At 41.5% G+C, this 26,371-nt stretch carries 22 protein-coding genes and 2 pseudogenes; 12 read left to right on the top strand and 12 right to left on the bottom strand.

All coding sequences use genetic code 11. The features are described from left to right. The 6 genes from I8748_RS07040 to I8748_RS07015 all read left to right on the top strand — a co-directional run. On the top strand, positions 1–1,511 hold a 1,511-nt coding region (locus I8748_RS07040), incomplete at its 5' end, for an RtcB family protein (RefSeq protein WP_318781197.1). Positions 1,512–2,242: 731 nt separating this feature from the next. Then, a complete protein-coding gene (locus I8748_RS07035; RefSeq protein ID WP_096559289.1) occupies positions 2,243–2,434 on the top strand; it encodes a hypothetical protein in 192 nt (63 codons plus the stop codon). A gap of 241 nt (positions 2,435–2,675) precedes the next feature. Further along, entirely contained in the window at positions 2,676–3,197 is a 522-nt protein-coding gene (locus I8748_RS07030; RefSeq protein ID WP_198123932.1) for a hypothetical protein, read from the top strand. Between the two features lie 433 nt (positions 3,198–3,630). After that, complete coding sequence (locus tag I8748_RS07025) at positions 3,631–5,823, top strand: metallophosphoesterase (RefSeq protein WP_198123931.1); 2,193 nt, start codon at positions 3,631–3,633, stop codon at positions 5,821–5,823. 14 nt (positions 5,824–5,837) lie between these two features. Further along, a complete protein-coding gene (locus I8748_RS07020) occupies positions 5,838–9,878 on the top strand; it encodes an NACHT and WD repeat domain-containing protein (RefSeq protein ID WP_198123930.1) in 4,041 nt (1,346 codons plus the stop codon). A gap of 189 nt (positions 9,879–10,067) precedes the next feature. Further along, entirely contained in the window at positions 10,068–11,222 is a 1,155-nt protein-coding gene (locus I8748_RS07015) for a tRNA-dependent cyclodipeptide synthase (protein WP_198123929.1), read from the top strand. A gap of 75 nt (positions 11,223–11,297) precedes the next feature. On the opposite strand, the gene I8748_RS07010 is transcribed toward I8748_RS07015, so the two are convergent. The 5 genes from I8748_RS07010 to I8748_RS06990 form a co-directional block, all read right to left on the bottom strand. Then, complete coding sequence (locus I8748_RS07010; protein ID WP_198123928.1) at positions 11,298–14,042, bottom strand: UPF0182 family membrane protein; 2,745 nt, start codon at positions 14,040–14,042, stop codon at positions 11,298–11,300. 24 nt (positions 14,043–14,066) lie between these two features. Continuing rightward, a complete protein-coding gene (locus I8748_RS07005) occupies positions 14,067–15,083 on the bottom strand; it encodes a CapA family protein (protein ID WP_198123927.1) in 1,017 nt (338 codons plus the stop codon). 129 nt (positions 15,084–15,212) lie between these two features. Next, positions 15,213–15,683 carry an Hsp20/alpha crystallin family protein gene (locus I8748_RS07000; protein ID WP_198123926.1) on the bottom strand — a complete coding sequence of 157 codons (471 nt, stop codon included), beginning with the start codon at positions 15,681–15,683 and terminating at the stop codon, positions 15,213–15,215. Between the two features lie 239 nt (positions 15,684–15,922). After that, the gene (locus I8748_RS06995; protein WP_198123925.1) at positions 15,923–16,489 is read right to left on the bottom strand and encodes an HPF/RaiA family ribosome-associated protein; all 567 of its coding nucleotides are present in this window, start codon (positions 16,487–16,489) and stop codon (positions 15,923–15,925) included. A 63-nt stretch (positions 16,490–16,552) separates the two neighbouring features. Beyond that, on the bottom strand, positions 16,553–16,717 hold the full coding sequence (locus I8748_RS06990) for a hypothetical protein (RefSeq protein ID WP_198123924.1): 165 nt from the start codon (positions 16,715–16,717) through the stop codon (positions 16,553–16,555). A 368-nt stretch (positions 16,718–17,085) separates the two neighbouring features. Between I8748_RS06990 and I8748_RS06985 the strand changes: the two genes are divergently transcribed. Together I8748_RS06985 and I8748_RS06980 are read left to right on the top strand one after the other, a co-directional pair. After that, positions 17,086–17,421, top strand: coding sequence for a peptidase dimerization domain-containing protein (locus I8748_RS06985; protein WP_225896341.1), 336 nt, complete (start codon positions 17,086–17,088; stop codon positions 17,419–17,421). A 2-nt stretch (positions 17,422–17,423) separates the two neighbouring features. Next, positions 17,424–17,615, top strand: coding sequence for a hypothetical protein (locus I8748_RS06980; protein ID WP_198123923.1), 192 nt, complete (start codon positions 17,424–17,426; stop codon positions 17,613–17,615). A gap of 3 nt (positions 17,616–17,618) precedes the next feature. Here the strand turns inward: I8748_RS06980 and I8748_RS06975 are convergent, their stop codons facing one another. From I8748_RS06975 to I8748_RS06950, 6 genes are all read right to left on the bottom strand, one after another. After that, positions 17,619–18,203, bottom strand: a complete 585-nt coding sequence (locus tag I8748_RS06975; protein WP_225896340.1) for a helicase HerA domain-containing protein — start codon at positions 18,201–18,203, stop codon at positions 17,619–17,621. After that, the gene (locus I8748_RS06970; RefSeq protein WP_225896339.1) at positions 18,193–18,798 is read right to left on the bottom strand and encodes a metal-dependent hydrolase; all 606 of its coding nucleotides are present in this window, start codon (positions 18,796–18,798) and stop codon (positions 18,193–18,195) included. The genes I8748_RS06975 and I8748_RS06970 overlap by 11 nt, the downstream gene beginning before the upstream one ends. Continuing rightward, a complete protein-coding gene (locus tag I8748_RS06965; protein WP_198123922.1) occupies positions 18,798–19,775 on the bottom strand; it encodes an ATP-binding protein in 978 nt (325 codons plus the stop codon). The genes I8748_RS06970 and I8748_RS06965 overlap by 1 nt, the downstream gene beginning before the upstream one ends. 11 nt (positions 19,776–19,786) lie before the next feature. Continuing rightward, positions 19,787–20,377, bottom strand: coding sequence for a hypothetical protein (locus I8748_RS06960; RefSeq protein WP_198123921.1), 591 nt, complete (start codon positions 20,375–20,377; stop codon positions 19,787–19,789). 191 nt (positions 20,378–20,568) lie between these two features. Continuing rightward, a complete protein-coding gene (locus I8748_RS06955; RefSeq protein ID WP_198123920.1) occupies positions 20,569–21,177 on the bottom strand; it encodes a J domain-containing protein in 609 nt (202 codons plus the stop codon). A gap of 114 nt (positions 21,178–21,291) precedes the next feature. Further along, entirely contained in the window at positions 21,292–21,654 is a 363-nt protein-coding gene (locus I8748_RS06950; protein ID WP_198123919.1) for a hypothetical protein, read from the bottom strand. Between the two features lie 136 nt (positions 21,655–21,790). Between I8748_RS06950 and I8748_RS34985 the strand changes: the two are divergent. Beyond that, a pseudogene (locus I8748_RS34985) lies at positions 21,791–21,910 on the top strand (IS701 family transposase); the annotation flags it as partial. 588 nt (positions 21,911–22,498) lie between these two features. Further along, complete coding sequence (locus I8748_RS06945) at positions 22,499–24,559, top strand: pentapeptide repeat-containing protein (RefSeq protein WP_198123918.1); 2,061 nt, start codon at positions 22,499–22,501, stop codon at positions 24,557–24,559. 88 nt (positions 24,560–24,647) lie between these two features. On the opposite strand, the gene I8748_RS35625 is transcribed toward I8748_RS06945, so the two are convergent. Next, positions 24,648–24,782 carry a hypothetical protein gene (locus tag I8748_RS35625; RefSeq protein WP_263975721.1) on the bottom strand — a complete coding sequence of 45 codons (135 nt, stop codon included), beginning with the start codon at positions 24,780–24,782 and terminating at the stop codon, positions 24,648–24,650. A gap of 280 nt (positions 24,783–25,062) precedes the next feature. Between I8748_RS35625 and I8748_RS06940 the strand changes: the two genes are divergently transcribed. Together I8748_RS06940 and I8748_RS06935 are read left to right on the top strand one after the other, a co-directional pair. Then, positions 25,063–25,368: a hypothetical protein gene (locus I8748_RS06940; RefSeq protein WP_198123938.1), complete on the top strand. Its 306-nt coding sequence runs from the start codon at positions 25,063–25,065 to the stop codon at positions 25,366–25,368. Positions 25,369–25,480: 112 nt separating this feature from the next. Continuing rightward, positions 25,481–26,161: pseudogene (locus I8748_RS06935) on the top strand (group II intron reverse transcriptase); the annotation flags it as partial. Between the last annotated feature and the right edge of the window lie 210 nt (positions 26,162–26,371).

Genomic DNA, 26,371 nt, shown 5'->3' with positions numbered 1-26,371 from the left:
GAGTTCCCCTGCTCCCCATCCCCCAATCCCCAGTTCATTACCAAATCCTCAAATTAGGAGGGGATATGGTCAATAAACAAGATTTTCGTCGCATTAGTGATTATTTGTGGGAAATTCCTACCTCGTTTCATCCAGATATGAAAGTTCCCGTCTGGATTTTTGCTGATGAGGAAATCCTCGAAGATGCCTTGGGAGATTTATCAACAACTCAAGCAGTGAATGTTGCCCGTTTACCTGGGTTAGTAGGTCATGTAGTCGTTATGCCTGATGTTCACCAAGGTTACGGGATGCCCATTGGTGGGGTGATGGCAACACGAGTACCAGGGGGAATCATCTCACCGGGAGCAGTTGGTTATGATATCAACTGTGGTGTGCGTGTTTTGGCATCTACAATTGAGTATAAGAAGGCTAAACCTTATTTAAGTGATTTGGCAAGTGTCCTTTATCGTAATTGTCCTAGTGGTGTGGGAGAAAAAGGCAGCGTCCCCCTGAACAATGAAGAATTAGACCAGATATGTCTACAAGGCGCACGTTGGGCGCTAACTCAGGGATACGCAAAAGCGGAAGATTTGGAACGCACCGAGGAATTCGGCTGTCTAGAAGGGGCAGATCCAGATGCTGCTAGTAAGCGTGCAAAAGAGCGAGGTAAAGGTCAATTAGGAACCTTGGGCGCGGGTAATCACTTCCTAGAGGTGGATGTGGTGGAGGAAGTTTTTGACCGTGAGGCGGCAAAAGTGATGGGTTTGCATGAAGGTTGTTTGGCGGTGCAAATTCATTGCGGTTCTCGTGGCTTTGGGCATCAAATCTGCACTGATTATGTACAGGATTTGCAATTTGCAGTCATCCGCTATGGGATTGATTTACCTGACCGGGAATTAGTTTGTGCGCCAATTGAATCCCCAGAAGGACAAGCTTATCTAGCTGCGATGAAGTCAGCCGCCAACTATGCCTTTGCTAACCGTCAAGTTTTAGCATCGCATACGCGTCGGAGTTTTCACGAGGTGTTTGGTAGAAAAAACTCTACACTACGCCAAGTTTATGATATTGCTCACAACATGGCCAAAATTGAAACCCACGAAGTTGAAGGAGAAAATCTGACCGTCTGTGTGCATCGTAAGGGAGCAACACGAGCATTTGGGCCAGGATTTGCAGATTTACCTGGGGAATATCGTTCTTTAGGACAGCCTGTTTTAGTTCCTGGTTCCATGGGAACGCAGAGTTGGATTTTATTAGGGACACAAGCAAGCGATCGCCTGTCATTTGGTTCGAGTTGTCACGGTGCGGGACGGGTGATGAGTCGTCACAAAGCCAAGCGAGAAATTAAAGGCGATCGCCTCAAGGGTGAACTGGAACACGAAGGTATTAGCATCCGCGCTGGTTCTATGTCTGGTTTAGCTGAGGAAGCACCCCAAGCATATAAAGATGTCAGCAAAGTGGTAAATGTAGTCAGCCTTGCAGGAATTGCCCGTAAAGTAGCGCGTCTGCATCCCATTGCTGTGGTTAAAGGATAAATCATAAACTGAAGGGTCTAGTTGAATGCAACCAGACCCTTCAGTCATCACAGTCTATTCTATACAAAGGTTTCCTCCACAACAAACCTGGGTTTACACGTTTCGCAGTCTCCTCACTGTTTCGCAGTCTCCTCACTCGAACCTCCCATAGTCGCATCTTCCTAGATTCTGGTTTGGCTTTACTCTTACCTCAGCTTTTAGTAAAGGGTGTTGCCAGTTTTTTCATCTATGTTGGAAGTTCCCTGCGATCGATCTCATTTATATATTAACATATTTTTATAGCTGGAACGGGTATTTTTTGATTTTTCATCTGTCAAAAATAACTGCTTCAAGTTAGAATTTAAAATAGACTAGCTAGCTTGTTGATGCTAAAAAAAAACTTGATAGCAAAAGATTATTTTTTTCAATCTTTTTGACAGAAAATAGCCCATATTCAAAGAATATCATCCCGATTTCGGCTTGATGGTCAAGTACTTGTAAACAAAAGTACTTGGGGGTTATATCTTGTGATTACCCATATCATTTAAATCTCCCACTCCGTTACTATCCCGCTTGGTAATCAATTCCCAGGCTAATAGTTAAAGTCATCTCAAGAGGACTAAGCAGAAATTTGAGTCCACTTGAGTATACTTGAGTTGTTAGCCTAGAACTTTAGTTCTGGGGGAATGTCGGACTATTACAAAAATCTGCTAAAACCAGAAGATATTTAGAACTATCAGGAGATATTAGTTATGAACAAAGAATATATGGATATTTTAGAAACATTAATCGATAACTTGACATTAGCTGCAATCTTAGAAATGTTAGAGCGAATATGTCACAAAAAAGCAGAATATTTGCGAAATCATTGGCAAGATGAGACTTCAGCCAAGCTGTGGGATAAAGCTGCTCGACAAATAGAACAAATCAATGTTGATGTCTGATTAAATAGCCAAATTTAGTAATTGTACTTAGTTATAACTACAAACTGGTTATTGAGCGTGAGAATCACAATACATATTACTAGCCATTGTATAACTTTTGGCTTAAGACTTTGGGGAGATGTTTTTGGCAACTAAGATTCTATTTTAGTAGGTAAGCTGTACCATGAACTTAAAAAAATTATTCTGATCCAGAGTAATAAGTATAATTTTAAAATCTTCATTACTAACTTGTGCAATTCCAATGGCTGGAAATATAAATAATGAACACAATGAGCAAATATCATTGCAATTTGAGTTAGATTTACTCAAGCAAGAGTATTTCTTTTTAGAAAATATAATTGAAGACTACAACAAGCAAATTTGGGCAATTAAATCGTTAGGCTTAACAGCAACGGGTACTGTAATGATCTTATTGATTAAAAAAGAAGTGAGTATCCCAAATAACAGTGACTATCTCATTTTTGGCATTCCTATTTTATTTTGGGTTCTCGAAAGCCAGTGGAAACACTTTCAAAGAGGTTTTTATTATCGAGTAGCCGAAATCGAATCTATTTTTACTGAGAAATTTTATTTGCAAAGTCCTGGGATTTATGGTAGCTGGCGACATTCTTTCAATCGTTCTGCAAAGCCTTACCATGTCAACTATTGGAAGGACGGATTTTGGAATCTGAGCGTATCTGTAACTTATATCCTAGAAATACTTTTGCTTGGATTACTGATATTTATCCGACACGACTGCAAATTTATGTGTAAATTGTACTGATAAATTATAGGCATTAAATAAAGTTTTGCCAGTTTTTCTCTGATTCAAGCTACTGGAGGTCGGTTTGCAAATAATTGCTACTTTTTTAAAGCACTTTATATCAGTATTTATATTTGAAATCTATCTATATTGTTAAATGTTATTATTCCTAAAGTTGTAATCGCAAGTTTATTAACTCTATACTTAGTTGGATGATAGACTGTATGCTATTTTTTTAGCATTTTTTTAATTGCACTCATAGGAAAGTGTAAAATCTTAGAGATAACACAACAAATTGTGTTTTGAATAATAGGCTGTCTGGTATCTTGCAACAGTCGCAAAATGCGCCTAGTAATTTATTAGTTGGTGAGAGATTAAGTAGGTGCAAGATATAAGCTGTATCATCTAGTTAAAGCTTGAATATTCCTCGACTAGATATTGAGGAGAAATTACAATGGCAGGAATGACCTGGCTTCATCTTTCAGATTGGCATCAGAAAGGGAAAGAATTTGACAGGGAAGTTGTACGTGATGCATTAATTAGAGATATTGAGGAACGGGAGAAAATCAGTCCAGACTTGGCAAAGATTGATTTCATCATCTTTAGCGGTGATGTGGCTTACTCTGGTAAGAAAGAAGAATATGCAGCAGCGCGAGAAAACTTATTTGAGCCTGTGCTTCAAGCAACTGGACTATCTACCGAACGACTGTTTATTGTACCAGGGAACCACGACCTCGATCGCAGTGCCTTTGAGTTGCTGCCAAATTCTATCCTCAAGCCCTTTGAGTCTAATGAACAGGTCAAAGATTGGCTGACGAACGAAAAAAAACGCGATCGCCTGCGGGAACCCTTTGCAGCCTATAGGGAATTTGTTATTCAATATACGCATCAGACTCAACCTGACTACAGCAGTATCCACAGACTACAGATAGGAGGAAAGCGGGTAGCATTGCTTGGTCTAAACTCCGCTTTAATGGCTGGGCGCATAAATGAAAGAGGAGAAGTCAATGATGATGGAAAACTCATTGTTGGAGAACCCCAATTGTATGATGCCCTCCACAAGATAGCTAGTGATGAGGTTCGGATTGCGGTGCTACATCATCCGTTAGAATTGCTAACTGAATTTGAACGCGATCTAATCACAAAACGTCTCCAAGACAACGATGGGTGTCATTTTCTTCTATGTGGTCATCAGCATAAAGCTAAAGCTTATCAAGTAACTGGGACAACAGGAAACTGTGTAATTATTCCAGCTGGTTCCAGTTACAGCAACCGTAATTATCATAATGGTTACAATTTTGTACACCTTGATTTTGCAACTAGTGAAGGAATCGTATATTTGCGTCGCTGGGATTATGATGACAACTACTGGTGCAAACACACAGCAAAGTCCCATGAGGATGGGTCTATCACCTTTGAAATTCCGCAAAAAAAAATTAAAGCCCCACCTCCGGCTCCACCTGTGCCTCAACCACCACCACGAACATCTGTAGAAGACGCAAAACTCAACGAGCACTTAGAGACACTGGTTGCAAAGCTCAAATGTGGCTTAGTAGTTCCTTTTTTAGGTGCAGACATCAACTTATGCGATCGCTCAAAACACACTAATGGAATCCCATATCCCTGGGACTGGGAGCCTAGCGGCAATTATCCACCTACTAGCGTTGAACTAGCTGCTTACCTGGACAAGAGCCAAGAATACTTAAGAACTGTTCGCTGTCCGTTATGCGACACAGAAACTTTACCCCCAGAGTGTCCACTTATGGCAGCAATTGTGACTAAAGTTACTAGGTTGGATTTACAGCATGTATCGCAATACTTAAATGTTCGTCTTCAAGGTAAAGATACAATCAACCAAGCAATCAATGAAATTTCTCAACATAACTATACGCCTAACAGCTTGCATAGGTTTTTCGCACAACTTCCTCGCCTCATGGATAAGATGGGCTATTCTTCTCGGATCAAAACTGGAGTTGGAAGAGAAGCTACACGCTATCAGTTGTTAGTAACAACCAATTTTGACAGTACATTGGAACACGGCTTTTTAGAAGCCAAGCAACCGTTTGACTTAGTTTCCTATACCGTAGTAGAAGAAAATAATGAAGGCGAAATCTTCAAGCAGTTTATGCATCAAAAGTTTGAGCATGAAATTGATGGAGATCAGGATTCACCAATAGTTCCCAAAGGTGAAAGAAAAGCAATTCCACCAGGAACAGCCCCCGAAAATCTGGATTTTTCGCTCAACGAGCGTCCAGTCATCTTAAAACTTTATGGGCCTACGGAAGAGCAAAACAGCCATAGGAAAAGCTTTGCTATTACTGAAGACCATTTTATTGACTATTTAGCTTATGGTGATAGCAATAGCAACCCCATAAGCATCCTACCTATTTCTCTGTTAAATAAACTCAAGAATAGCCATATTTGGTTTTTAGGATACAGTCTTCGCTACTGGCATCAGCGTGTAATTTTGCACCGTATTTGGCCAGAAACAGAAGACAGACGCAGAAACTGGTGGGCAATTCACCCCAAACCTGGTGCTTTAGATAACGAACTTTGGCGTGCTAATCATGTGGAACTCATCAGTGAAATGCCCTTAGAAAATTATGTCGACGAACTGAATAAAGGGTTGTCGAAATCAGTATTTTAAAGTGAGAGGAAGTCATGTATTGTGATGGTATTGAGATTCCTACTCCTTATAGAGGACTAGTTCCTTATTCACAAACTGATAGTTTGTTCTTTTTTGGGCGAGAAAAAGAGCAACAAATTATCATTCAAAATTTGCGAGCTTCACGATTGACGGTTTTGTATGGCGATAGCGGAGTAGGTAAAACTTCTCTCCTGCGAGCAGGTGTTGCCTATCATTTACGTCAGTCAGCCCAGGAAGATCTAGAGAAAACTGGTAAACCAGGGTCGGCAGTGATCGTTTTTCCAGCATTAAAAGGCGAAATAAAAGATAGGTTATCTTGGGAAGATCCGATAACTGGGATTGAGGAACAGTTAGAATTAGAAATCACAAACTTGTTCAAAACTAAACCACCTAGTGAGATCAAAGAGCAGTTTGAACAAGCGATCGCAAGTATTCTCAAAAATAAATCCTTACCTCCGTCTGAGAAGCCATCTTTAACTGATATCTTAAAAGCTTGGATGGAAATCGTTCGTCAAGAAGATGATAAAGGTAGGCTATTTATTATTCTTGATCAGTTCGAGGACTACTTCGATTTATTAAGCGAAGGACTGCGGGACACCTTTGCTGGTGAATTTTCTCAAGCTGTCAATGACTCTAAATTGAATGTCCATTTCCTCATTTCCATTCGTGAAAATGCCCTGGCTAAACTTGACTATTTTAAAGGTCGCATTTTTCGTAATTTATTGGATAATCGTTTAGCCATCAAATACCTTAACTGGCAATCTGCCCAATATGCGATTGAGAAAGCAATTGATGAATATAACCGACAGCAAATTATTCTTAATAACCTGTCTACATCACGCTTGACTGTACTCTATGGTGACAGCAACGCTGGTAAGACTTCCGTATTACAAGATGGTATAGCTTATTACATAAGACAAGCAGCAAAACAGAACATAGAAAAATTTGGTAAGCCCAAGTTCGCAGTTACTGTCTTCAACTCCTGGCATAAAGAACAGCCATTAGTTAATTTATTGATGCAGATAGCAGCTGATATTCAGCATCTTGGTAATATTCAAGTTCCTCAATTAGATCTACCATTTACCGAGACTTTAAAAGAATGGATAAAGCTCATTGAACATGAAGGAAATGGCAAACTTTTTATCATTCTTGACCAGTTTGAAGAGTATTTCTCAAATCACTACCAAGAAGCAGCAACAAGCACATTCACTGATGAGTTATTCCGGGCAATTAATCATCCTGATTTAAAAGGAAATTTCCTCATTTGTATTCATGAGTGTAGCCTCGATCAACTGAATATTTTCCAAGAAAAAATTGCTAAGTGCTGTCAATATTATTTACATCTATCCCTAGAGTCTGTAAACATCCGAACCCTTGAGGGAGAAAGTACTGTTATTCCATCTTTTGATGACCAATTAGTTAGCATTGAGAAGCCAGATTTAGTTACAGCAGTTTTAAATGATATCAAGTCTAAACAAGCTCAATCAGAAGTGCTATCAGAAGAGAGAATTGAATCACCTTACCTCCAAATGATAATGCTTCGTTTGTGGAACCAGGAAATGACATCTGATCCCTCCTCGCGCCAGCTACAGAAAAAAACCTACACTGACTTAGGAGGAGCAAAGCAAATTGTTAGAGATCATCTCGATAAAAAACTGGAAGAGTCGGATCTTGATTTAAATATTGAAGAAAGTACTTCTTATCGCCTTTTTTACTATTTAGTTACACCTTCTGGAGACAAACTAGCTCTCAAGGCTGAAGATTTACTTCATTACGTCAACGAAGAATCAAACTTAACCGAAAAACTTAGTTTTGAAATCGTTCATCAATGGCTCACTAAGCTTAGTCAAGGAGAGTTCCGAATTCTCCGCCCTTTAGCTGCTCACCGCTATGAAATTTTCTTAGACGTTTTGGCTGAGGCCATCTTGGAGCGATTACAGTGTCAACGCAAAATCAAAGAAATTGAGCAGATAGCGAAAGATGCTTTGCTACAATTTGAGTCTTCTCAGTTAGACGCATTACTAACAGCAATGCAGACAGGGCAAAAATTTCAGGAGGATTTTGACAAGGGACTCCTCAAAGACTATTATGCTCCTCAATTAAAAACTATATTGCAGAATATTCTTGACAACATTAGAGAGGAGAATCAATTTAAAGCACACGAAAAACCCATCTATAGCGTTTGTTTTAGCCCTGATGGCAAGTGTTTTGCTACTGGTTGTGCTGATGGTACTGCCTGTTTGTGGGATTTACAAGGTAATCGGATTGGTGAGCCTTTCCACCACGGTGATGGTAACTGGGTCTGGAGCGTTTGTTTTAGTCCTGATGGTCAGCAATTGGCTACTGGTTCTACCGACGGTACAGTCCGCAGATGGGACTTACAAGGTAATCCGATTGGTAAGCCTTTCCAAGTTTGTCCTGCTTCCCAAAGTCATGATAACTGGGTTTTAAGTGTTAGGTTTAGCCCAGATGGTCAGCAGTTAGCTACTGGTTGTGCCAACGGTACAGTCCGCCTATGGGACTTACAGGGGAATCCAATTCGTGAGCCTTTCCTTGACCATCAAGGCTGGGTCTGGAGCGTTTGTTTTAGCCCTGATGGTCACCAGTTAGCTGCTGGTTGTGCCGATGGTAAAGTCCGCCGATGGGACTGGAAAAGCAATAAGCAAATGGAAAATCTTCCAGTCGAGCATGGAGTTGAAGGTACAGTCTATGACATCAGTTTTAGCCCTGATGAAAAGTACTTTGCAGCTGCCTCATCAAATGGTAAGGCTTACATATGGGACTTAGAAAGCAACTCAGATAAACCCATAGAATGTCAAGGTCATCAGTGTTGGGTATATAGTGTAAGTTTTAGCCATGATAGTAAGTATCTTGCTACTGGTTCCGCAGACGGTACAGTGCGTCTATGGGACTTAAAAGGCAATCAAATAGCTAAATTCAAAGATCACAAGGGCTGGGTTTGGAGTGTTAGTTTCAGCCATGATGGTCACCTCGTAACTTCCTCGACCGATGGTACAGTTCGCCTATGGCGTTTAACGGATAATCAGCAAGCGAAATTTTTAGGTCATAAAGGCTGGGTTTACAGCGTAAGTTTTAGTCCTGATAGTCAGCATTTAGCTACTGGTTGTGCTGATGGTACAGTCCGCCTATGGGACTTACAGGGTAATGCAATTCGTGAGCCTTTCTCAGTTAATCATCCTGTTTTGAGTGTTGCTTTCAGTCCCGATGGAAAGAAACTGGCCACTGGTTCAGAAGATAAAACTGCCCGTTTGTGTGACTTACAGGATACTCAGATTGATGAGTTCTCAGATCACAATGATTGGGTATGGAGCATCAGTTTTAGTCCCGATGGTAAATATCTTGCTACTGGTTGTGCTGATAGCTTTGTCCGTTTGTGGGACGTACATAGTCGCGATATCTTAACAACACTTAATTGCAATAAAAATGACAAAACTATAAATAGTGTATGGAGCGTTAGTTTTAGCCCTGATGGTCAGCAGTTAGCCACTGGTTCTGCTGATGGCTTTGTCCGTTTGTGGGACTTGCAAGGCAATTTACGACGAACATTCCCAGGTCGTCCAGATTTATCAGGTCATACACACTCAGTTTGGAGTGTCAGTTTTAGCCCTGATGGTGAACAGTTAGTTAGTGGCTCTGCTGATGGTACTGTCTGTTTGTGGAATTTAAAAGAGCAAGACTTAGAAAAGCAATTACTGCAAAAATTTCAAGGTCACAATGATTGGGTCTGGAGTGTCAGTTTTAGCCCTGATGGTAAGTACTTTGGTACTGGTTCTGCTGATGGTACTGCCCGTTTGTGGGACTTAAAAAGGCAATTAGTGCAAGAATTCAAAGATCATAAAGGAGCGGTTTATAGTGTTAGTTTTAGTTCTGATGGTAAGCAGTTAGCCACCGCTTCAATCAACGGAACTGTTAAGCTATGGTCAATTGAATATGACCTTAAGCCAATTCTGGCAAAGGGGTGCAATTGGCTCAAAGATTATTTTGTTAAGCATCCTGAGAAGAAAGATATTCTAACAATATGTTGCGATTCGTAATGATTCTTTCTAGCTTTGCTTGTTTTGGTTAGCTAAGCCAATAACCTAAATTACTTCTAAACTCTTACTGATTATAGCGTTTCTTACTCAGATGAAGTACATTCTCAAAGTGGCGATGATTTTTATCTATGAATTTAGCAATATTTTATTAACGTAAGAATGGCTATAAAAAATTACCTCATTTTTATTATGTCTATTCAGCAACTTCAAGAATTCCTAAACTTTCACCAAATTAAATACACAATAATTCATTATTCACCTGCTCATACATCACAAGAACTGACAATTTATAAACATACGTTAGGAATGGATTTAATTGAGCCTGTATTAGTGGAAATTGACGGACAAACAATAGCTGTGATTCTTTTACCAGCTAGTTTACAAGTCAATCTCGGCTCTCTCCAATCAGCTTTAGATAAAAATAAAGTTAGATTACTTAACCAGGAAGAATTTGAAAATTTATTTCCCTATTGTGAATTTGGTACACTGCCACCCTTCGGAGAACTTTATAATATGGAGGTTTTTTGGTGGCAAGATTTAGCTAAAAACCAAGAGGTGGCATTTTACGCTTATTCTTATGCTCATTTGGTCAGGATGAAGTATGCTGATTTTCAAAAACTAGTCAATCCTCAAAAGAGAATAAGATTTTTGACTAGACCAAAATATCGGGTAGAGATTGAAGAAGTTATACCACAATTTGCTAGGCACAAAATTGACAGATATGAACATTGTTTTTTAGGTATAAGCTTAGAAAATGAAAAATTTTCAATGCCAAAACTAGTAGGAATCTCAGATTGGATTAGTAAAAAATATAAAAAATGTACTGTTTTGATTGGTGATAGCATACATAGAATTACTCTACAAATCAATGAAGGTTTAAAGGAAGAACAGGCACTTAATAAGGCACTAATTCTAGGAAGAGAGTACGAATATCATGCAAGTTATGTTTTTAAGAATTACAGCAATACCTGTCCTTTTAGCGTAATATTTTGTTCAGAAATACAAAAATCAGAAGATTATTTTAAATATTATAATCAATTACAAAATCTTATTATACATAATGAAAGTTTTGCCAATTCAGTTAAATATTATGTGAAAGATTTTGTTCTTCGTCACTTGAGGAAAAATACTGAAAATTTGGATTTTTATGTAGAATTGTCATCCATGTATTTAATCGAAGAATTAGCAATTTTTAGTTGCCTTTTTAATGAGGACTTATCAATAATGATTTATCCAGGCTCTTTATTAAAAATTGTGGAAGAAATTGCCGAAGGTCATTATCCTGGTGTTCCCGATAGACTAAAAAAACTAGTCCATGTTTCTTTACATCTTAAACGTCGATAATCTGACTAAAATAATAAATTTACAATACCGTAAAAAAATTATGCCTAACAAATCTTGAAAAGATTGTATAACATTTCAAGGCTTACTACCCTGATTCAATTTCTGCAAAATCTCCTCCAATTCTTGCTGATAACGTCCATATTCAGCCCAATTTCCTTGCCGTAGTGCTTCCTGCGCTTTTTGATAAGTTGCCAACGCAGATTTAGCCAGGTTTGGAACCTCTCCAGTTACAGCACTAGGTACTGGCTTCTGTTCTTGAACGCCACCGAAAATTGCTGCTAGAGATTGTTCTAAAGTTTCTTCCATTACCACGGCTTTGTCATAGGCAACAATTACTCGTTTCAGTTCAGGTAACTCGCCCTGTTCTGCCCGCAGATATACTGGTTCAACGTAGAGTAAAGATTGGTCAATGGGAATCACTAACAGATCTCCGCGAATTACTTTAGAACCTGCTTGACTCCATAGAGTAAACTGCTGAGAAATTTGCGGTTCCTGGTCAATTCGCGCTTCAATTTGCCGAGGGCCAAAGATAAGTTTTTGTTTGGGAAATTCGTACAAAAGTAACTTACCATACTCCTTACTATTGGAACGCGCCGCCATCCAGGCAATCATGTTGTCTTTGTTGGCAGGAGTAAACGGTAAAATTTGGATAAATTCTTCCTGGGCTGTTCCTGGTAAGCGCATAATCATGTAGTAAGGCTGCATGATATGTTCATTGCCTTCATAGGTTTCGATGGGTAAACGCCACAAGTCTTCCCGGTTGTAGAACAATTCCGGGTCGTTCATGTGGTAGACAAGATACATTTGCGCCTGGATTTTGAATAGGTCTTGCGGATAACGAAAATGCGCTTTTACTTCAGATGGAATTGCAGAGTTGGGTGTAAATAGGTGAGGAAAAATCTTTTGGTAAGTACGCAGTACTGGGTCAGTTTCATCTATAACAAAAAACTGCATTGTGCCGTCGTAAGCATCAACTAATACTTTAACTGAGTTGCGGAGATAGTTGACATCACGGTGTAAAAATTGTTCAATATTTCCACTCTTGAGAATTTCGGCAGCGTTTTGAGTCTGTGCTACTGGTTCAGAATAGGGATAGCGATCGCTCGTTGTATACCCATCCGCAATCCACTGTAATCTACCATTAATTAATACTAAGTATGGATCACTATCCAAATGCAGAAATGGTGCAACATGACTCACCCTTTCCTGAAGCAAACGGTAGTAATGAATACGCGACTGTGGCGTAAAGTAATTGGAAATTAAAATCTGGAGGCTACCCAAGTCGTAAGCATAAGCTAGTCTATGCCACATCGTTGGTATGGATACACCGCCTTTGCCGTTGTAATTGGTAAAAGCATTACCATCCCCTAAAGGATAGTCAAACTCTTGGGTTTTCGTACCAGTAAAAATATAGTTATCGGTTTGTTCACCATAATAAATTGCCGGCTGACTCACCTGAAGATCCACCGCAGAGACGGGGGGAATATCTTTGATATATAGTTCCGGTAAACCATCCGAGGTGACTTGGTTAACTGGACTCATCACCAAACCGTAGCCGTGGGTATACTTCAAACGCTGGTTAACCCAAGTTTTAGCCTCTTGGGGTAACTGAGAATAAGCTAGTTCCCTTCCCGACAGCATTACCTGTTGATAATCACCATTCACGGTATAACGGTCTACATCCACGCTATGAAATTGGTAATAAAGTCGAATCTCTTGAATTTGGCGGTAAGTACTTAGAAGTGGACGGTAGTCCCATAAGCGAATGTTGCGGATAGTTGGCTGGTTTGCTTGCAAAACTTGGCGGTTTAATTGGGTTACAGCTGTATAGTTTTGCCTCTGCACGTCATGCAAATGATAGCCATTTTGGGTAAATTTGATATTGTTGGCGATGTATGGCTTTTCTTTAGTTAATTCGTTGGGTTCAACAATGAATTGTTGCACAAACCAAGGGTAAACACTGTTGAGCAAAACTAAAGCCCCGACAAATAATATAATCCCTAATATGGGTAAGGCAAAACTTCTCTGCCTCATGGAGAGAATTAACAGAACTGCTATTACTAAGGCAATAATACTTGTCACCCAGTAGGCAAACAACCGCGCATGAACATCGGTGTAACCAGCACCAAACACAACTCCGTTGGTTGAATAAAGGAGGCTGTAACGTTTTAGCCAGAAATCAACGGCAATTAATACAGCGATTCCTGCCAACAGCAAAGTTAAATGATTTTTGGCTTTGTAATTCAGGGTATTTTGTCCGTTACGTCTGAGTGTAAAACTGTCTTTGAGAAAATAAACCAGAAAAGATACTATTAGTCCCCAGACAAAGGCGAATAACAACCAGTTGCGAATAGTTTCGTAAAATGGTAGCCCGAAGACATAAAAGCCAATGTCTTGTTGAAATATGGGATCGCGATCGCCAAAACTAGTAGGATGCAGATACTTCAAAATAGTTTCCCATAAGGGAGTACTAGCACTTGCTGCACCAAACCCAATGAACAAAATCAACGCTAAAGCTAGGAAGTTGGCAAATTGATCAGCATAGTCTGCCAATGCGCTGTCTTCAAAAAAGCTAAAAGAACTATGCCGAGTATGGCGCATAGCAATCTGATAGTTTCCCCAGAGAAACAGGGTGTAGAAGGCAAAGCTGACAATCCAAATGAGAATTTGCCAGGTTAACCTTGTCCAAAATACTTCTGGAAACCCGACAGTATCAAACCACCATACCTCGGTCAGAATATGCACTAGTGTTTTAGATAGAGACAGACCAATAATCGCAATCAGGATGATTAATAGAATGCCTCTGTACTTCAGGTTCATAATTTATCCATTAGAAGATTCAGACTACAGAACTCGTATGAGCCTTTTTTCATTCCTCAATTTGACTTCCAATCCTTCTGCCGTTTTGAAAATATCGGTATTAAAAGCTGCACAAAGGGCTTGCATCCGGTGACAGATAGCGGTGAATTCTTCTCCCTTCGCTAGGTCAACCTGTGCGTATTGTAAAACAACAGGTATCAAACGCAACTTATATAAGCCGCGATCGCTCACTTCCACCAGAAACACAAAAGACCAATCGTTACGCAACACAGGATCAACTGCATAATCATCGAGAAAATCCCCTGTGTCATAAAGGATTAGCCCTTGTTTGTAGTTTTCTACACCTTGGAAGATATGAGCAGAATGACCATGAAATATATCGACACCACTATCTACCACTGCATGAGCAAACTGGCGAAAGTGAAGGGGCGGTGAGATGACCATATTCGGCCCCCAGTGAGCAGAAAGGACAACTAACTTAGCCCCAGCTTGCCGTAACTGCACCACCGCAGATTCAATCAGTGACAAAGTTAACGGATTGGGAATGATTTCTAGATAGTTAATACCTGGAGAATCCTTAGTTGCTGCAAAATCAGGCTCGTTATCTGTGAGGGCAATCATACCAACACGAAGACCAGCAATATCCATGATCATGGGAGTTGTTGCTTCACTGATATCCCGACCTGCCCCAACATGGTGAATCCCCGCAGCATTAAGGTATTTCAGTGTATCTAGTAACCCCTGGTCATTGAAGTCGAGGATGTGGTTGTTGGCCAGACTCACACATTGAATATTTGCAGTCCGAAGTACCTCTACTGCGGTAGGGTCGGCGCGGAAGTAAAACATTTTTGGTGTTCTACTCCACTCCTGAGTCTGTTGAGTAATAGCACATTCCAAATTAGCGATGACGGCATCTGCACCTCGCAATATCGGCAAGACATCTCCCCACAAAGACTCTGGTGATTTCCTCTTCATCTGTTCGTTGACTCCCCGACCCAGCATGACATCGCCAATAAATGCTAAAGTGACGAACTTTGTCATAGGTTCCTCCAGGTAAAGGGGAAGGGGGAAAGGGGCAAATGGATTTCAAGCTTTTTGGTATTATGGGTGGCCTTTTGATCCCTTTTCCCCTGTTTTTCATCCCTTTCCCCCTGCTTTTAGAGCAACAAACTAACCAAGGTTAATCTTGACGGCTTTTTTCTTCTCTCCTTCAACTTTCGGTAGGGTGAGGGTAAGAATGCCGTTTTTGTATTCAGCTTGCGCTTTGTCTTTTTGAACGTGAGCAGGTAGCGGAATGATTCGCTCAAATTTGCCATAACGGAATTCAGAGCGTGTCACGCCTTTTTCTTCCGTCTTGGTTTCAGACTTGCGTTCACCACTGATTAAAACAGAGTCTTCAGTAACTTCCACATTCAAATCTTTAGATTCCAATCCCGGAATTTCTAGTCTGAGGTGAACTTCGTCAGCAGTTTCTTGCATTTCGGCGGAGGGTATAAAGGTGAGTGCAGATATTTCTCCTCCATCTCCACCGGGTATCATCCGCTCAAACAGGCGGTTCATGCGTTGTTGTAAATGCTCAATCTCCCGCCAAGGCTCCCAACGTTCAATTTCTTGGAAAGGTTCCCAACGAGTAATCGGCATAACATTGCCTCCAATATTTGTGATTTCAAACTTGATATTTCAACTTGATTGCTACCTTTGCAGCTTTCACTTCAGTGTGGGCTGGATGTAGCAAGTTACTGGAGTGATAGTGGTAAAACCTTTTTGCAAACAACAGAGATTCTGCCACTATCTTTAAGTTAAAAGGAAAATTTGAGGAACTTGTGAGGAAGTGGTTGATGCTATCTGGACTATGAAGAAAATGTCTGAAGTCAACAGCTTCAACCTTGCAAGTGATGCTTACCAATCAGTCTGACAGTGCTAGCTTGGAGTCCTTGATCACCTTCTTCTTGGGCAAAACGGACTTCATCTCCCACCTGCAACTGCTCGAAATCACCATTGAATAGACTGTTACGGTGAAAATAAACTTCGCTACCTTCAGATGTCTCAATGAAGCCGTAGCCCTCATCTGAGAATAATGTGGCAATTCGTCCATGAGGTTGCTGTTCATGAGTCTTGGTTTCTTGACGCAGTAGACTGGTATGGTCTTGCAGTTTACGCTTGGCTGCATCAAAGGCATCACGAATTGCTACATAAATATCCTCGTGACTTTGACGTTCAGGTGGGTCACGTTTCACAACTATTTCCCCCGTTGGCACAGTGATGTCAATTCGCACCTGATAAAGTTTACCGTTACGGTGATGCCGATGTGGAGCATCAACTATGACTCGGCAGCTCGTAATCCGGTTATAAAAATGCTCTAGCTTATCAACTAAGGAGCGAATTTTTGCTTCTACAGCTTCTGAGGGTGGAATGTTATGAAAGGTGATTTGTAGTGGAATTCTCATGATTTCTCCTATTTCTCAAGTATCTCTTGCCTTGATTGATAGGTTGTTCAGACAAGATGCTAATTAAGATGCGTTTTCCCAATCACAAAGCAACTCATGCTCTTGCTTTGCTACAAGTTGATGTAGAGGAACTTGAGGAGTACCGATATCTATTGAACGTTTAGATAACTGTTTTTTCTTAATTTGCTTTTTGACCTGCAAATTTGGTTTAGTGGCTGTGATGGTCATTTGAGTCACCTCCCACACTAAATCTGGAAGGAGCAATTTGTTGCATCTGCAAAATGTGCCGCAGCAATTACAACTCAGTAGTCAATATTAGGATGTTGAACTTTCTTTTTAATAGTCTACCTGCAATTTCTATTATGACTCTCAAAGCCAATGTCAGGGAAGAAACGATAAAAATATATACAAACAAAATTTAATAATTTGACAACCAGAAGTTAAAAATCAGGAAGTGAGGAAATTGTGAGGAAACTAAAACTACTTCACAAGTTCTTCAAATTCTTCTCTTAGCATCAAATTAAAGCCATAAAAATTAAGCCACATTGTACTTGAACGTTACATACTCTCAACCTGTAAAAACTGGTAAATTTACTATGCAAAACCTATCTAATGGACACGGAGCTAGACCCCATGAAGCTGTTGATGCTGTGGTTGTTGCTGGACTGTTGATTATGGCTGTGCAAACCCTGGTTTCACGGGAAATTAACCCAGCCTATCCTTCGGTAGTTACCATTGGCAAAGTAGAAGCAGGTAGTGCTGGTAACGTCATCGCTGAAGAAGCAACTTTGCAAGGCACGATCCACACAACTAACTTAGAGGTGCAAAACTATCTGCTCGATGGACTCAAGCGCATAGCCACAGCTGTAGGAGAACTACACAATGCTAGGGGGGAGCAACGCGATTTTCTGAAGTCGGGTAAAAACGAGTGAAAATGCTCCACCCCAAGGTCAGGCGATCGCTAAAATATATCGAGCATTGGTGGTCACAATTAAAAGCTTTTCTCAAACAATTTTCACCTAAGAATGCGTCTGTAGTTGATGGTTTAATTAAAATTGCACTGAAATTAGTCAATCCAAAGCATCTAAAAAATTGGTTTACTAATTGTTGTTACTGTACCTCATAAACCTCAAAAACGCTGTAAGTCAAACCTAACAATAGGAAAATTCATTGATGGTTGAGGCTTGCTGAATATTCCGTATTTAAAGGTAGCAGCCATTTTTAATAATAATTTCTGGGAATCTTTACAACCATCCTCAACGCGGCTTTGCAGTTCACTTTCTAAGTCAGCAAATGTAGGGGGTTGAAGCTTCCAACTTGATTGGTTATCTTGAGAAATACCTTTATGGTGGTAGCAACTTATTAAAGCATTTAACACTAAACCTTCTTGGTTATCTCCCATTTTTAAGGATTTTCTGAGAATGGAAGAGACAGCGATCGCTTGCAAATCCGGCCCACCACCTTTTGGATCTAAATCAATAACCAGTGGGTTTAACCCATAAGGTGACTCAGCGTTAAGAGGGTAACAAACTTCTCCAGGTAGTTCTAAATCTCCGTGAAAATCAGAAATTACTATTTTAATGCCTGGAAATAGTAGTGGTAACTCATAACCAAGAGCCTTAAGAGTCTGAGTTTTACCACTTCCAGAAGTACCCAGAATGACAACGTGACCGTTGCGAAGCTTGGCAGGGTTCCAATAGACCTTATCCCCCAACAGAATGCCGTCTATTGGCCATAATCAGGTGGGTTGAGCCGCTTTCGTTGTAAAGCTTTTGAACCCCCGAAGGGGCAGCGATCAGTCTGTTGAATTGGGTTAGTAAGCCGCCAGAACTGTTGATAGAAAAGACTGCGAGAGCGATCGCAATCAAAATAATCAGCACGAAGTACTCAGCATTGCTCCCAGTCCTCAGCCTCAAATTCCGATTACCAGGACAAACACAACGCACCGGGGAAGGCCAGAACATTTCCACACCGCCGCGAGTGAACACGTCACTAAACCAACCGAAGAAATAACCGATGCTCAAAGCGTGGACTAAATTAATAAACTGAGGGTGAAACAACGCTACTCCATACCCGACTATAGCGATCGCAGCACTGGCAACTAAACTGTGTGTACAACTGCGATGAGGCATTCTGCTTTCAAAAAACGCACTCACCCACGGAAGGACACGCCCAGCTGGGGAGGTGGATACATCGATGTCGGGCAATAAGCCAGCGATCGCACCCACAGCAATAACAGCAGGGTTAGCAGTCCCTAATAATAATGATGTCGCTGTACCACTAATTAATAGGTGACTAATCCCTAACATTACCGTATCCTCTGGCTTTCACGCGGTAGGTTGTACAGCAGCCGAGATAGTCCCAGGAAGATGGCCGCGGCGATACCTCCAAAAATGTAGAGTGCTTGGTCTGACGTTCCCAACCCAATAAACCGCATAATTACAAAGGCGATACCCGCCAACAATATTAATGGTGTGATGTCAAAATAGCGGCGGTGGTCGCCCTCCTCAACTTCCAAACCTAGATACTCCTCCTCAACTGAACGTATAGCCAATGTTGGATTTCCCCCGGCGCGGCTTTGAATTTTAGCCATTTCCGCAGGCTTTAAGGTAATTCCTCTCTCAAGGGCAGCAGCAATCATAATTTCTCTAATTGCGGATTCTGGCAATGGTTTTAATTCAATGCGCGGGATATTTATAAAGATGTCGGTGCGCGGTGGGTCAGTTGCAAGTAATAGCATTGGTACGGGCGATTTCCCCCGGCGCAACTGCTTTAGCCACATCCTGAATTTTGCATCACAGGAATGGGCATCATCTATTACTAAGAATGCTGTACTTTCCTCTAAGAAAGTTGCGATCGCCCGTTTTAGCTTGTCAGCTGTCAGCGATTTCCCCTCTAAATCCTCAGTAGGAATATCAAACTGATGTGCTATTTCTAGCAACATTTGTTTAGGGGTTGCAGGCTCGATAAACGCCACAGTGAAGCCATCATTTTGTAGTTTCTCCACCACCGCGTTAGCTAGTACAGATTTACCACTCCCATCTTCCCCAGCAATCAAAATTGCACCATTAGCTAGTAATGATGCTGCCGTCCGGCTTAACTCGGCTTGCCTGTAGATTTTGAACTCACCCGGCGCTGGTATGTCGTTAGTGCTGAGTGCTGAGTTGTCAGTCTCGTTCTTAGAGGAAAATTTTGGGAGAATGGCGATCGCCCCTCCCGCAACCAAAGCTAGTAATGATAGTGGGTTTAAGCCGTTGAGTGCGATCGCTAACCCGGCACTCAGCATTCCCAGAAACTTTAAGCCGCGTTGATAGAACCCATTGCGATACTGATCAATGAGTCCGCGTATCCGAAAGGGTCAACACTAGGCATTTGTGCAGACTCTTGGATTTTGGCTTTTAGATGGTCTGGCAAGAGTTGAGGATTTTGAATGAAGTGTTGAGCCAGTACATTTTCAGCAATGAGTGTACCGGCTGCTTTATTCTGTGCGCTGGTAATAATGGCTGTTGTGTCGTCTACTTGGGAGGACTGCGATCGCTGCTGCTTAGGTGCGTAGCTTGGTGCTGTTGTCACTTGCTGAGTTTCTGCAACAGTCAAAGTAGTTGTTGGTGCTGGCTGCTCGTCTTCAATTGGCCCAGATGGTTCCGGTACTGGGTAATTTTCCATGCGTCCGGTAGCTTTAATATGCTCGTGCAGCGCGTCCATATATTCAACTTGCTGAGCATCCAGATGAGCTTTACCCGACACCTTATGAGTTGTAATCCGCAGGTATTTTAACCTTGCATAGAAACTATCCCTTTGAATCCCATATTTTTTTTGTAATTCTAATATGGAAATTTTGGAATTTTCTGCCTCGTTCTGTAGGGTGTCGGGTTGGATGTCTGTCATGGTCTGCGTGTTGTATGCCAGTTATTAAGCTTATTGTCGAGCATATAGTCCGGCAGACTGTACGGTGAAATTACGAGTTGTAGGGTAAAGATTTTATGAGGATGACCCTACACTTTTTCTTAGAGGAAAATTCAGAGCATCATGGCAAGGTGCGATCGCACCCCTTCAACCCTGCACCCCCGCACCCCTGCTCACCAGTTATAGTTACCACACTTGTAACCAGCCTGCTTTGCCTGCTCATAGGCAGCATTGATTTCTGTCATCTTGTCATTATTGGGTGAAGTACCGCCATCTGGATGATATTTTTTGGCTAATTCTCTGTAAGCTGCCCTCACTTCATCATCACTTGCACGGACATCAACACCAAGAATTTGCCACCACTTCTTTTCTATAGATGGTGGTAGCGCTTGGTATCCTGCGAAAGCTTGCTCTACACTCCCCACTCCCCACCTTTCCATGCCGCGCATAGCTGCAATGTGCAGTCCGATGGCTCTCATGTTGTCCTTGACTTTGAGCCACTTGTCGCAGCATAAAGCATAGTTCTTATCCTTAATTTGAAAGTAAACTGCAACGCCCGAATCGTCCGGCTCTCTAAAATTGGCATACGGTAGACCATCTCGCCGGAGTGGTACGTTACTGGAAATAACTAAATTTTTTGCACCCAGTAGTCTAAGCTCGTTGAGTAGGTCATCACGAGCGACTGAAAAACCAACCTCAAACCGTGCAGTTTGTCGCTTGTGTTGCGAGGTTCTTGGGTAGATTGTCGCCCAAGTGAGGGGATAGGCTGAGATATCATTCATTGTTAAGTTTTGTATAAAGCGATCGCCTTAAATCTTGTTACGCCTTTCTAACCATTCCTCAATAATTTGGCGGCTTTTTGATTTTTTGCGTACTCAAATACTCAAGTATTTAAATTATCTGAATCTTCTAGTCTTAAAGAATTCTGTCAAATGCTTCCTGACAACTGCTTCTCCTACCTCAGTTAAATAATACTTATCCCCTTTTTGACGAATTAGCTCTTGGTTTAGCAGAGTATCTAAAGCTGGGCGGTAAAATGACGAATTTTTGTAAATGTTTAAACTACGTCCTTCAACTTCAGTAACCAAGGCTCGTAAAATTCGTAGTTCGTCTTTGTCGGTAACAGTGGGTAATCTTTTTGAGTCTCTGTATTGTTGAAATGATATCCACGTCTGAAACACTGCAATAGGTATTCCTACTATTGCAACTATTGCTCCAATTAAGCCCCAGTCCATAGGCTGTTGTACTTTTAATTCCATAATGTTAGGACTTACGCATTGACAAATTAGACAAATAATGCGGTAAGAGAAATTAGAAACAATAGGCGATCGCTAATCATTCTTGGGCTGGAAAGACGGATAATTTACGTCGAAAGCGTATTCAGGGGTTCAGGCCATCAGAGCGACTACCAAACCATCTACCGCCAAGTGTGATCTCAACACTTACACTCTGTTCTTGCTGGCAGAAGCGAAATATGCAGGCTGTAGACGTTTGGCAAACATCATGGAAGATTTAGTCAAGGGGATTTACAAATTGAAAAAACTGATTCTGTAGGCTTAGTCCAGGCTTAGTCCAAGGTTAGTTCAGACTTAGTATAAGAAATTGTAATTTGGTATAAAATTTAGCAATTTAACATCCACTAATTACATAGATTTAGTGGTAATTATGACTGAGTTTGTAAAAGAAATGCTGCTGTAATTCTTCATCCCGAAAGAGCTAGCCATCCGCTTTAGTTCTCGGATTGTCAGCACTTGGAAAGTGCAGGGATGGGAGCGAACTGTGAAGTTTTGACAACTGTAATTTCTGAAGCGATCGCCCCCCAGTTTTGAGTCCAAGATAAGCTTCTTGAAAAATTTTTCATAAAGCAAGGGCGATCGCAACGACTCGATCAACTTAAATCATATCCGGCAACAGGGGAATGTCCACCTGATGAATTCCTGCTTGAATACCAAAGTGACCCAGTGTTGAAGATTCAACTGAAACGAATGGCATTGCAAAAACTTTGGTAAATATTCTTATGCAAAAATAAGTAATATCTGAATCATTCTTAAATTTAAAGCGGTGAGCGTGTAGTAAAATTTGCTCACCTCCATCAAATGGAATATGGCTTTAGATTTCTCTGGTCAAAATCTCCGAGGACGCAACTTCAAAGGACTTGACCTTGCGGGTGCAAACTTTGGCTATGCCGATATCCGAGGGGCAAACTTCACCAACGCTAATTTAATAGGTGCAAACTTTAGCCATGCCAAAGCAGGACTGCAACCCCGGTGGGTAATTTTCCTAGTCTTTGTCGGGTGGTTGTTGTCGGTATTTTCAGGATTGTTATGGGCTTTCAATGGTTACTTCGTGTCACAAATATTTAATTCCAGATTAGAAACTGATATTAGGGGCTGGACTGTCCTAATCCTATTAATTGCCTTTTTCTTGATCACAATTCGCCAAGGAGTAGTAGCTGGCTTAGGAGCCTTGACCTTCGTCGTCGCCATCGCCGGAGCCGGAGCCGGAGCCTTAGCCTTCGCCGGAGCCGGAGCTGGAGCTGGAGCTGGAGCCATCGCCTTCGCCGGAGCCTTCGCCGGAGCCGGAGCCTTTGCCGGAGCCTTCACTGTCGCTATCGCTATCGCCATCGCCTTCGTCGGAGCCGGAGCCTTAGCCAGAGCCAGAGCCATTGCCATCACCGTCGCCGTCGCCTTCGCCTTCGCCGGAGCCGGAGCCGGAGCCTTAGCCTTTGCCGGAGCCTTCGCCTTCGCCTTCGCCGTCGTCGGAGTGTTGTTTAGTATTTACATTGGTTGGCAAGCAATGAAAGGAAACGAAAAATATTCCTTAGTTCGCAATATTGCTGTTGCTTTTGCAGCTGCAAGAGGTACAAGTTTTCGTGGCGCTAACTTAACCAATGCTGATTTTTCCCAAGCTACGCTCAAAAGTACAGATTTACGAAACACTATCCTTATTTGTAGCCGTTGGTATCAAGCCAAAATGTTTGACCGTGTTCGTCCTGGTTTGACTTATCTGCAAAACTCACAAGTACGTCAACTGCTGGTTACAGGACAGGGACAGGACAAAAACTTTGACCACGAAAACCTACGAGGTATCAACTTAAAAGCAGCTAACTTAGCTGATGCCAGCTTTATCGGTGCTGACCTTAGTGAAGCTAATTTACAAGATGCCGATTTATCAAGAGCAAAGCTGAAGCAAACGCAACTAGAGGGCACAGATTTAACAGGTGCAACACTCACCGGAGCCTACATCGAAGATTGGGGGATTACAAATACGACTAAATTGCATGGGGTGAAGTGTGAATATGTCTTTATGCGCTTACCCACCAAAGAAGACCCTGACCCCCTTCGCAAACCTGATAATAAACAAGAGGTATTTGCAGATGGAGACTTTGCCGACTTTATCCAGCCAATTTTTGATACCCTTGACCTTTATCACAATCAAGGCGTTGACCCCCGCGCTGTTGCCATAGCTTTCAAAAACCTCGCTGAAAAACATCCCGAAGCCGAGTTAGAAATTGTGGCAATGGAGAAACGCGGCGATGATAAATTCTTACTCAGAGCCAAAACCGCAGTAGGTAGCGATAAATCTCAACTAAGTGCAGAATATTTTGATGATTATAATCAACTCAAAGCTTTATTGCAGAGTCAGCAATTATTGCTGGTAGAAAGAAGCGATCGCATTCGTAATTTAGAAATTATGTTAAATACTGCACTTGGGCAGCCTAAATCTTATACACAAGGAAATACCATCATGTCTGATATCAGTGGCATCAATATTCAAGGTAGCAGTAATGTTAGCGGTATCGCTGGTAATAGTTCTATTGCTAATCTAGGAACCATTAGCGGTAATGTGAGTATTGCCCTCAATCAATTGCCTGATGCACCAGAAGCAGATAAACCAGGAATTAAAGAACTATTGACGCAGTTGCACTCTTGCATTTCACAGTCGGCAGATTTGCCAGAAGAAGACAAAGCCGAAGCGCTAGAACAGGTGAAGACTTTAGCAGAAGCGGGGAAAAGTCCCCAAGAATCCACCAAGCAAAAGACGGCAAAAACGGCTATCACCATGTTGAAAGGGATATTTTCTGGCTTACCTGCGATTGCCTCGGTGGTGGAAGCGGCTAATAAATTATTGCCTGCGATTTCTAAATTATTCGGGTTGGGATAATTTAACGTCACTTCGATATCTCCGATTGTGACCAATACGGTTCGGTTAACATCTCCCGCCCCCACAACTTGACCTCATGAAAAATTTTTCATAACCCTTGAGCCGCTACTTGACCGCGTGAGAAACTATTCAGAACTTTGGCTGCATCGTCAATTGGATTGAGAGATTGCACTGTTAAACTGCGCGGCGTGTTAGCAACCACGGACATTGAACCGTAACTCACATCTTGCACCTAACCGAATAAACCCGCAACAGGGAAATAAAAAGCGCAAAATATCACAGTATGTCAAGAACATTTATTAAGTACAATAAGGTTAAGTATGTAACTGTAATAAACAGTGATGCTACATAAAAAGCTTCAAAAACGGCTTGATGCTAGGATGCCGCACAATGCGTCATCCGCTCTCGTGCGATCGCTCTATGGAGCAAATGTTGGAATTGCTTAGTTGACTCAAAATATGAGAAAAAGGGCGTGAAATATATTCGTAAATAAGCACTTTTCAATGCTTGCCCACGCCCAAGAACTAGTTTACACCTTGAAAGAATTAATGCCGACGCAGTATCAGAAAGATAATTTAGAAGCGATGCTGACTTTGTTTTTGGAGGCACAGGGACACCCGTTACCCGAACACAGTCAGACAAAATCTCCAAGTGCAATTAGCAGATTCTTAAACATAAACCCTTGGTCAACAAGGAAAATGATTAGGGCAATTCGTCACCACGCGCTCTTAACAGTATTAAAGATATTATCGTCATCAACTCCAGGAAGAAAACCTTTTTTACAAGTCATTATTGACTTAACAACGTGAGAAAAGCGAGGGAAATTCTCAGAATTTGGAGACTTAATTAGAGTTTACAATGGCAAGCGTGGTCTACATATAGTTGTTGTTTATTTAGTTATAGGAAGATGCCGTATTCCTTATACTAGCCAAAATCAGCCAATTCCTAGCAGACAGGGGGATGAATATCAGCCAGAACAAGACCAAGCTAACCGCTACGACTTCGGGCTTTGACTTCCTTGGCTAGCACTTCAAGGTGCAGAACAACGGAAAATTTAGATGTGTCCCTTCAGAGGACAACTTTAAAACATTCCGTCAGAAAGTAAAGCGCATTGTCAACAACTCGAATATTGGTGCTACAACAAAGGCTCTCAAGTTAGCCCCTGTAGTTAGAGGATGGAGGAACTACCACTGCCACTGCAAGATGAACGGGTCACGATTCTCGTTGTACCACATCCAACGCAGAGCATTTCAGGTGTTCAATAAGGAAACCAAACTAAACCGCCAAACCAGCAAGATTTTGCTGGACAAAGCGTTCCCCAAGGTTCCCTACTTCGAAAACAAGCACGTCAACGTTAAAGGTATAAAATCACCCTTTGATGGAGACATCACCTACTGGAGTCAACGTAACAGCAAACTCTACGACGGCAAAACCTCTTTTGCTTTAAAACGGCAAAACCATACTTGTGCAGCCTGTGGACTTAAACTCCTATCTGATGAGAAAGTTAACCTACATCACAAATATGGGAACCACTCCAACTGGAAAAAGAATAATCTGATAGCAGTCCATGAAAGCTGTCATGATTACCTGCACATGAGCAAACCAGAACATCGGGAGCCAGATGCACGCAAACGCGGCACGTCCGGTTCTAACTCAGAGGTGTGGGAGATAATACTCCCCATCGACTCAACCAAAAGGTGAGTCCACGTTGAGGCTATTGGCTGATTTTTCAACTCTTGGCTGTCAGTACCATTAAAAAATAGTTATATTTTGGTTGGAGTAAAAATCAAAATAATTGTTGACTATTCTCAC

The sequence above is a fragment of the Amazonocrinis nigriterrae CENA67 genome (assembly GCF_016056305.1).
GTDB classification, from domain to species: Bacteria; Cyanobacteriota; Cyanobacteriia; order Cyanobacteriales; family Nostocaceae; genus Amazonocrinis; species Amazonocrinis nigriterrae.
The sequence above is the reverse complement of the archived record's forward strand: the minus strand, read 5'-3'. Positions and strand labels throughout refer to the sequence as shown.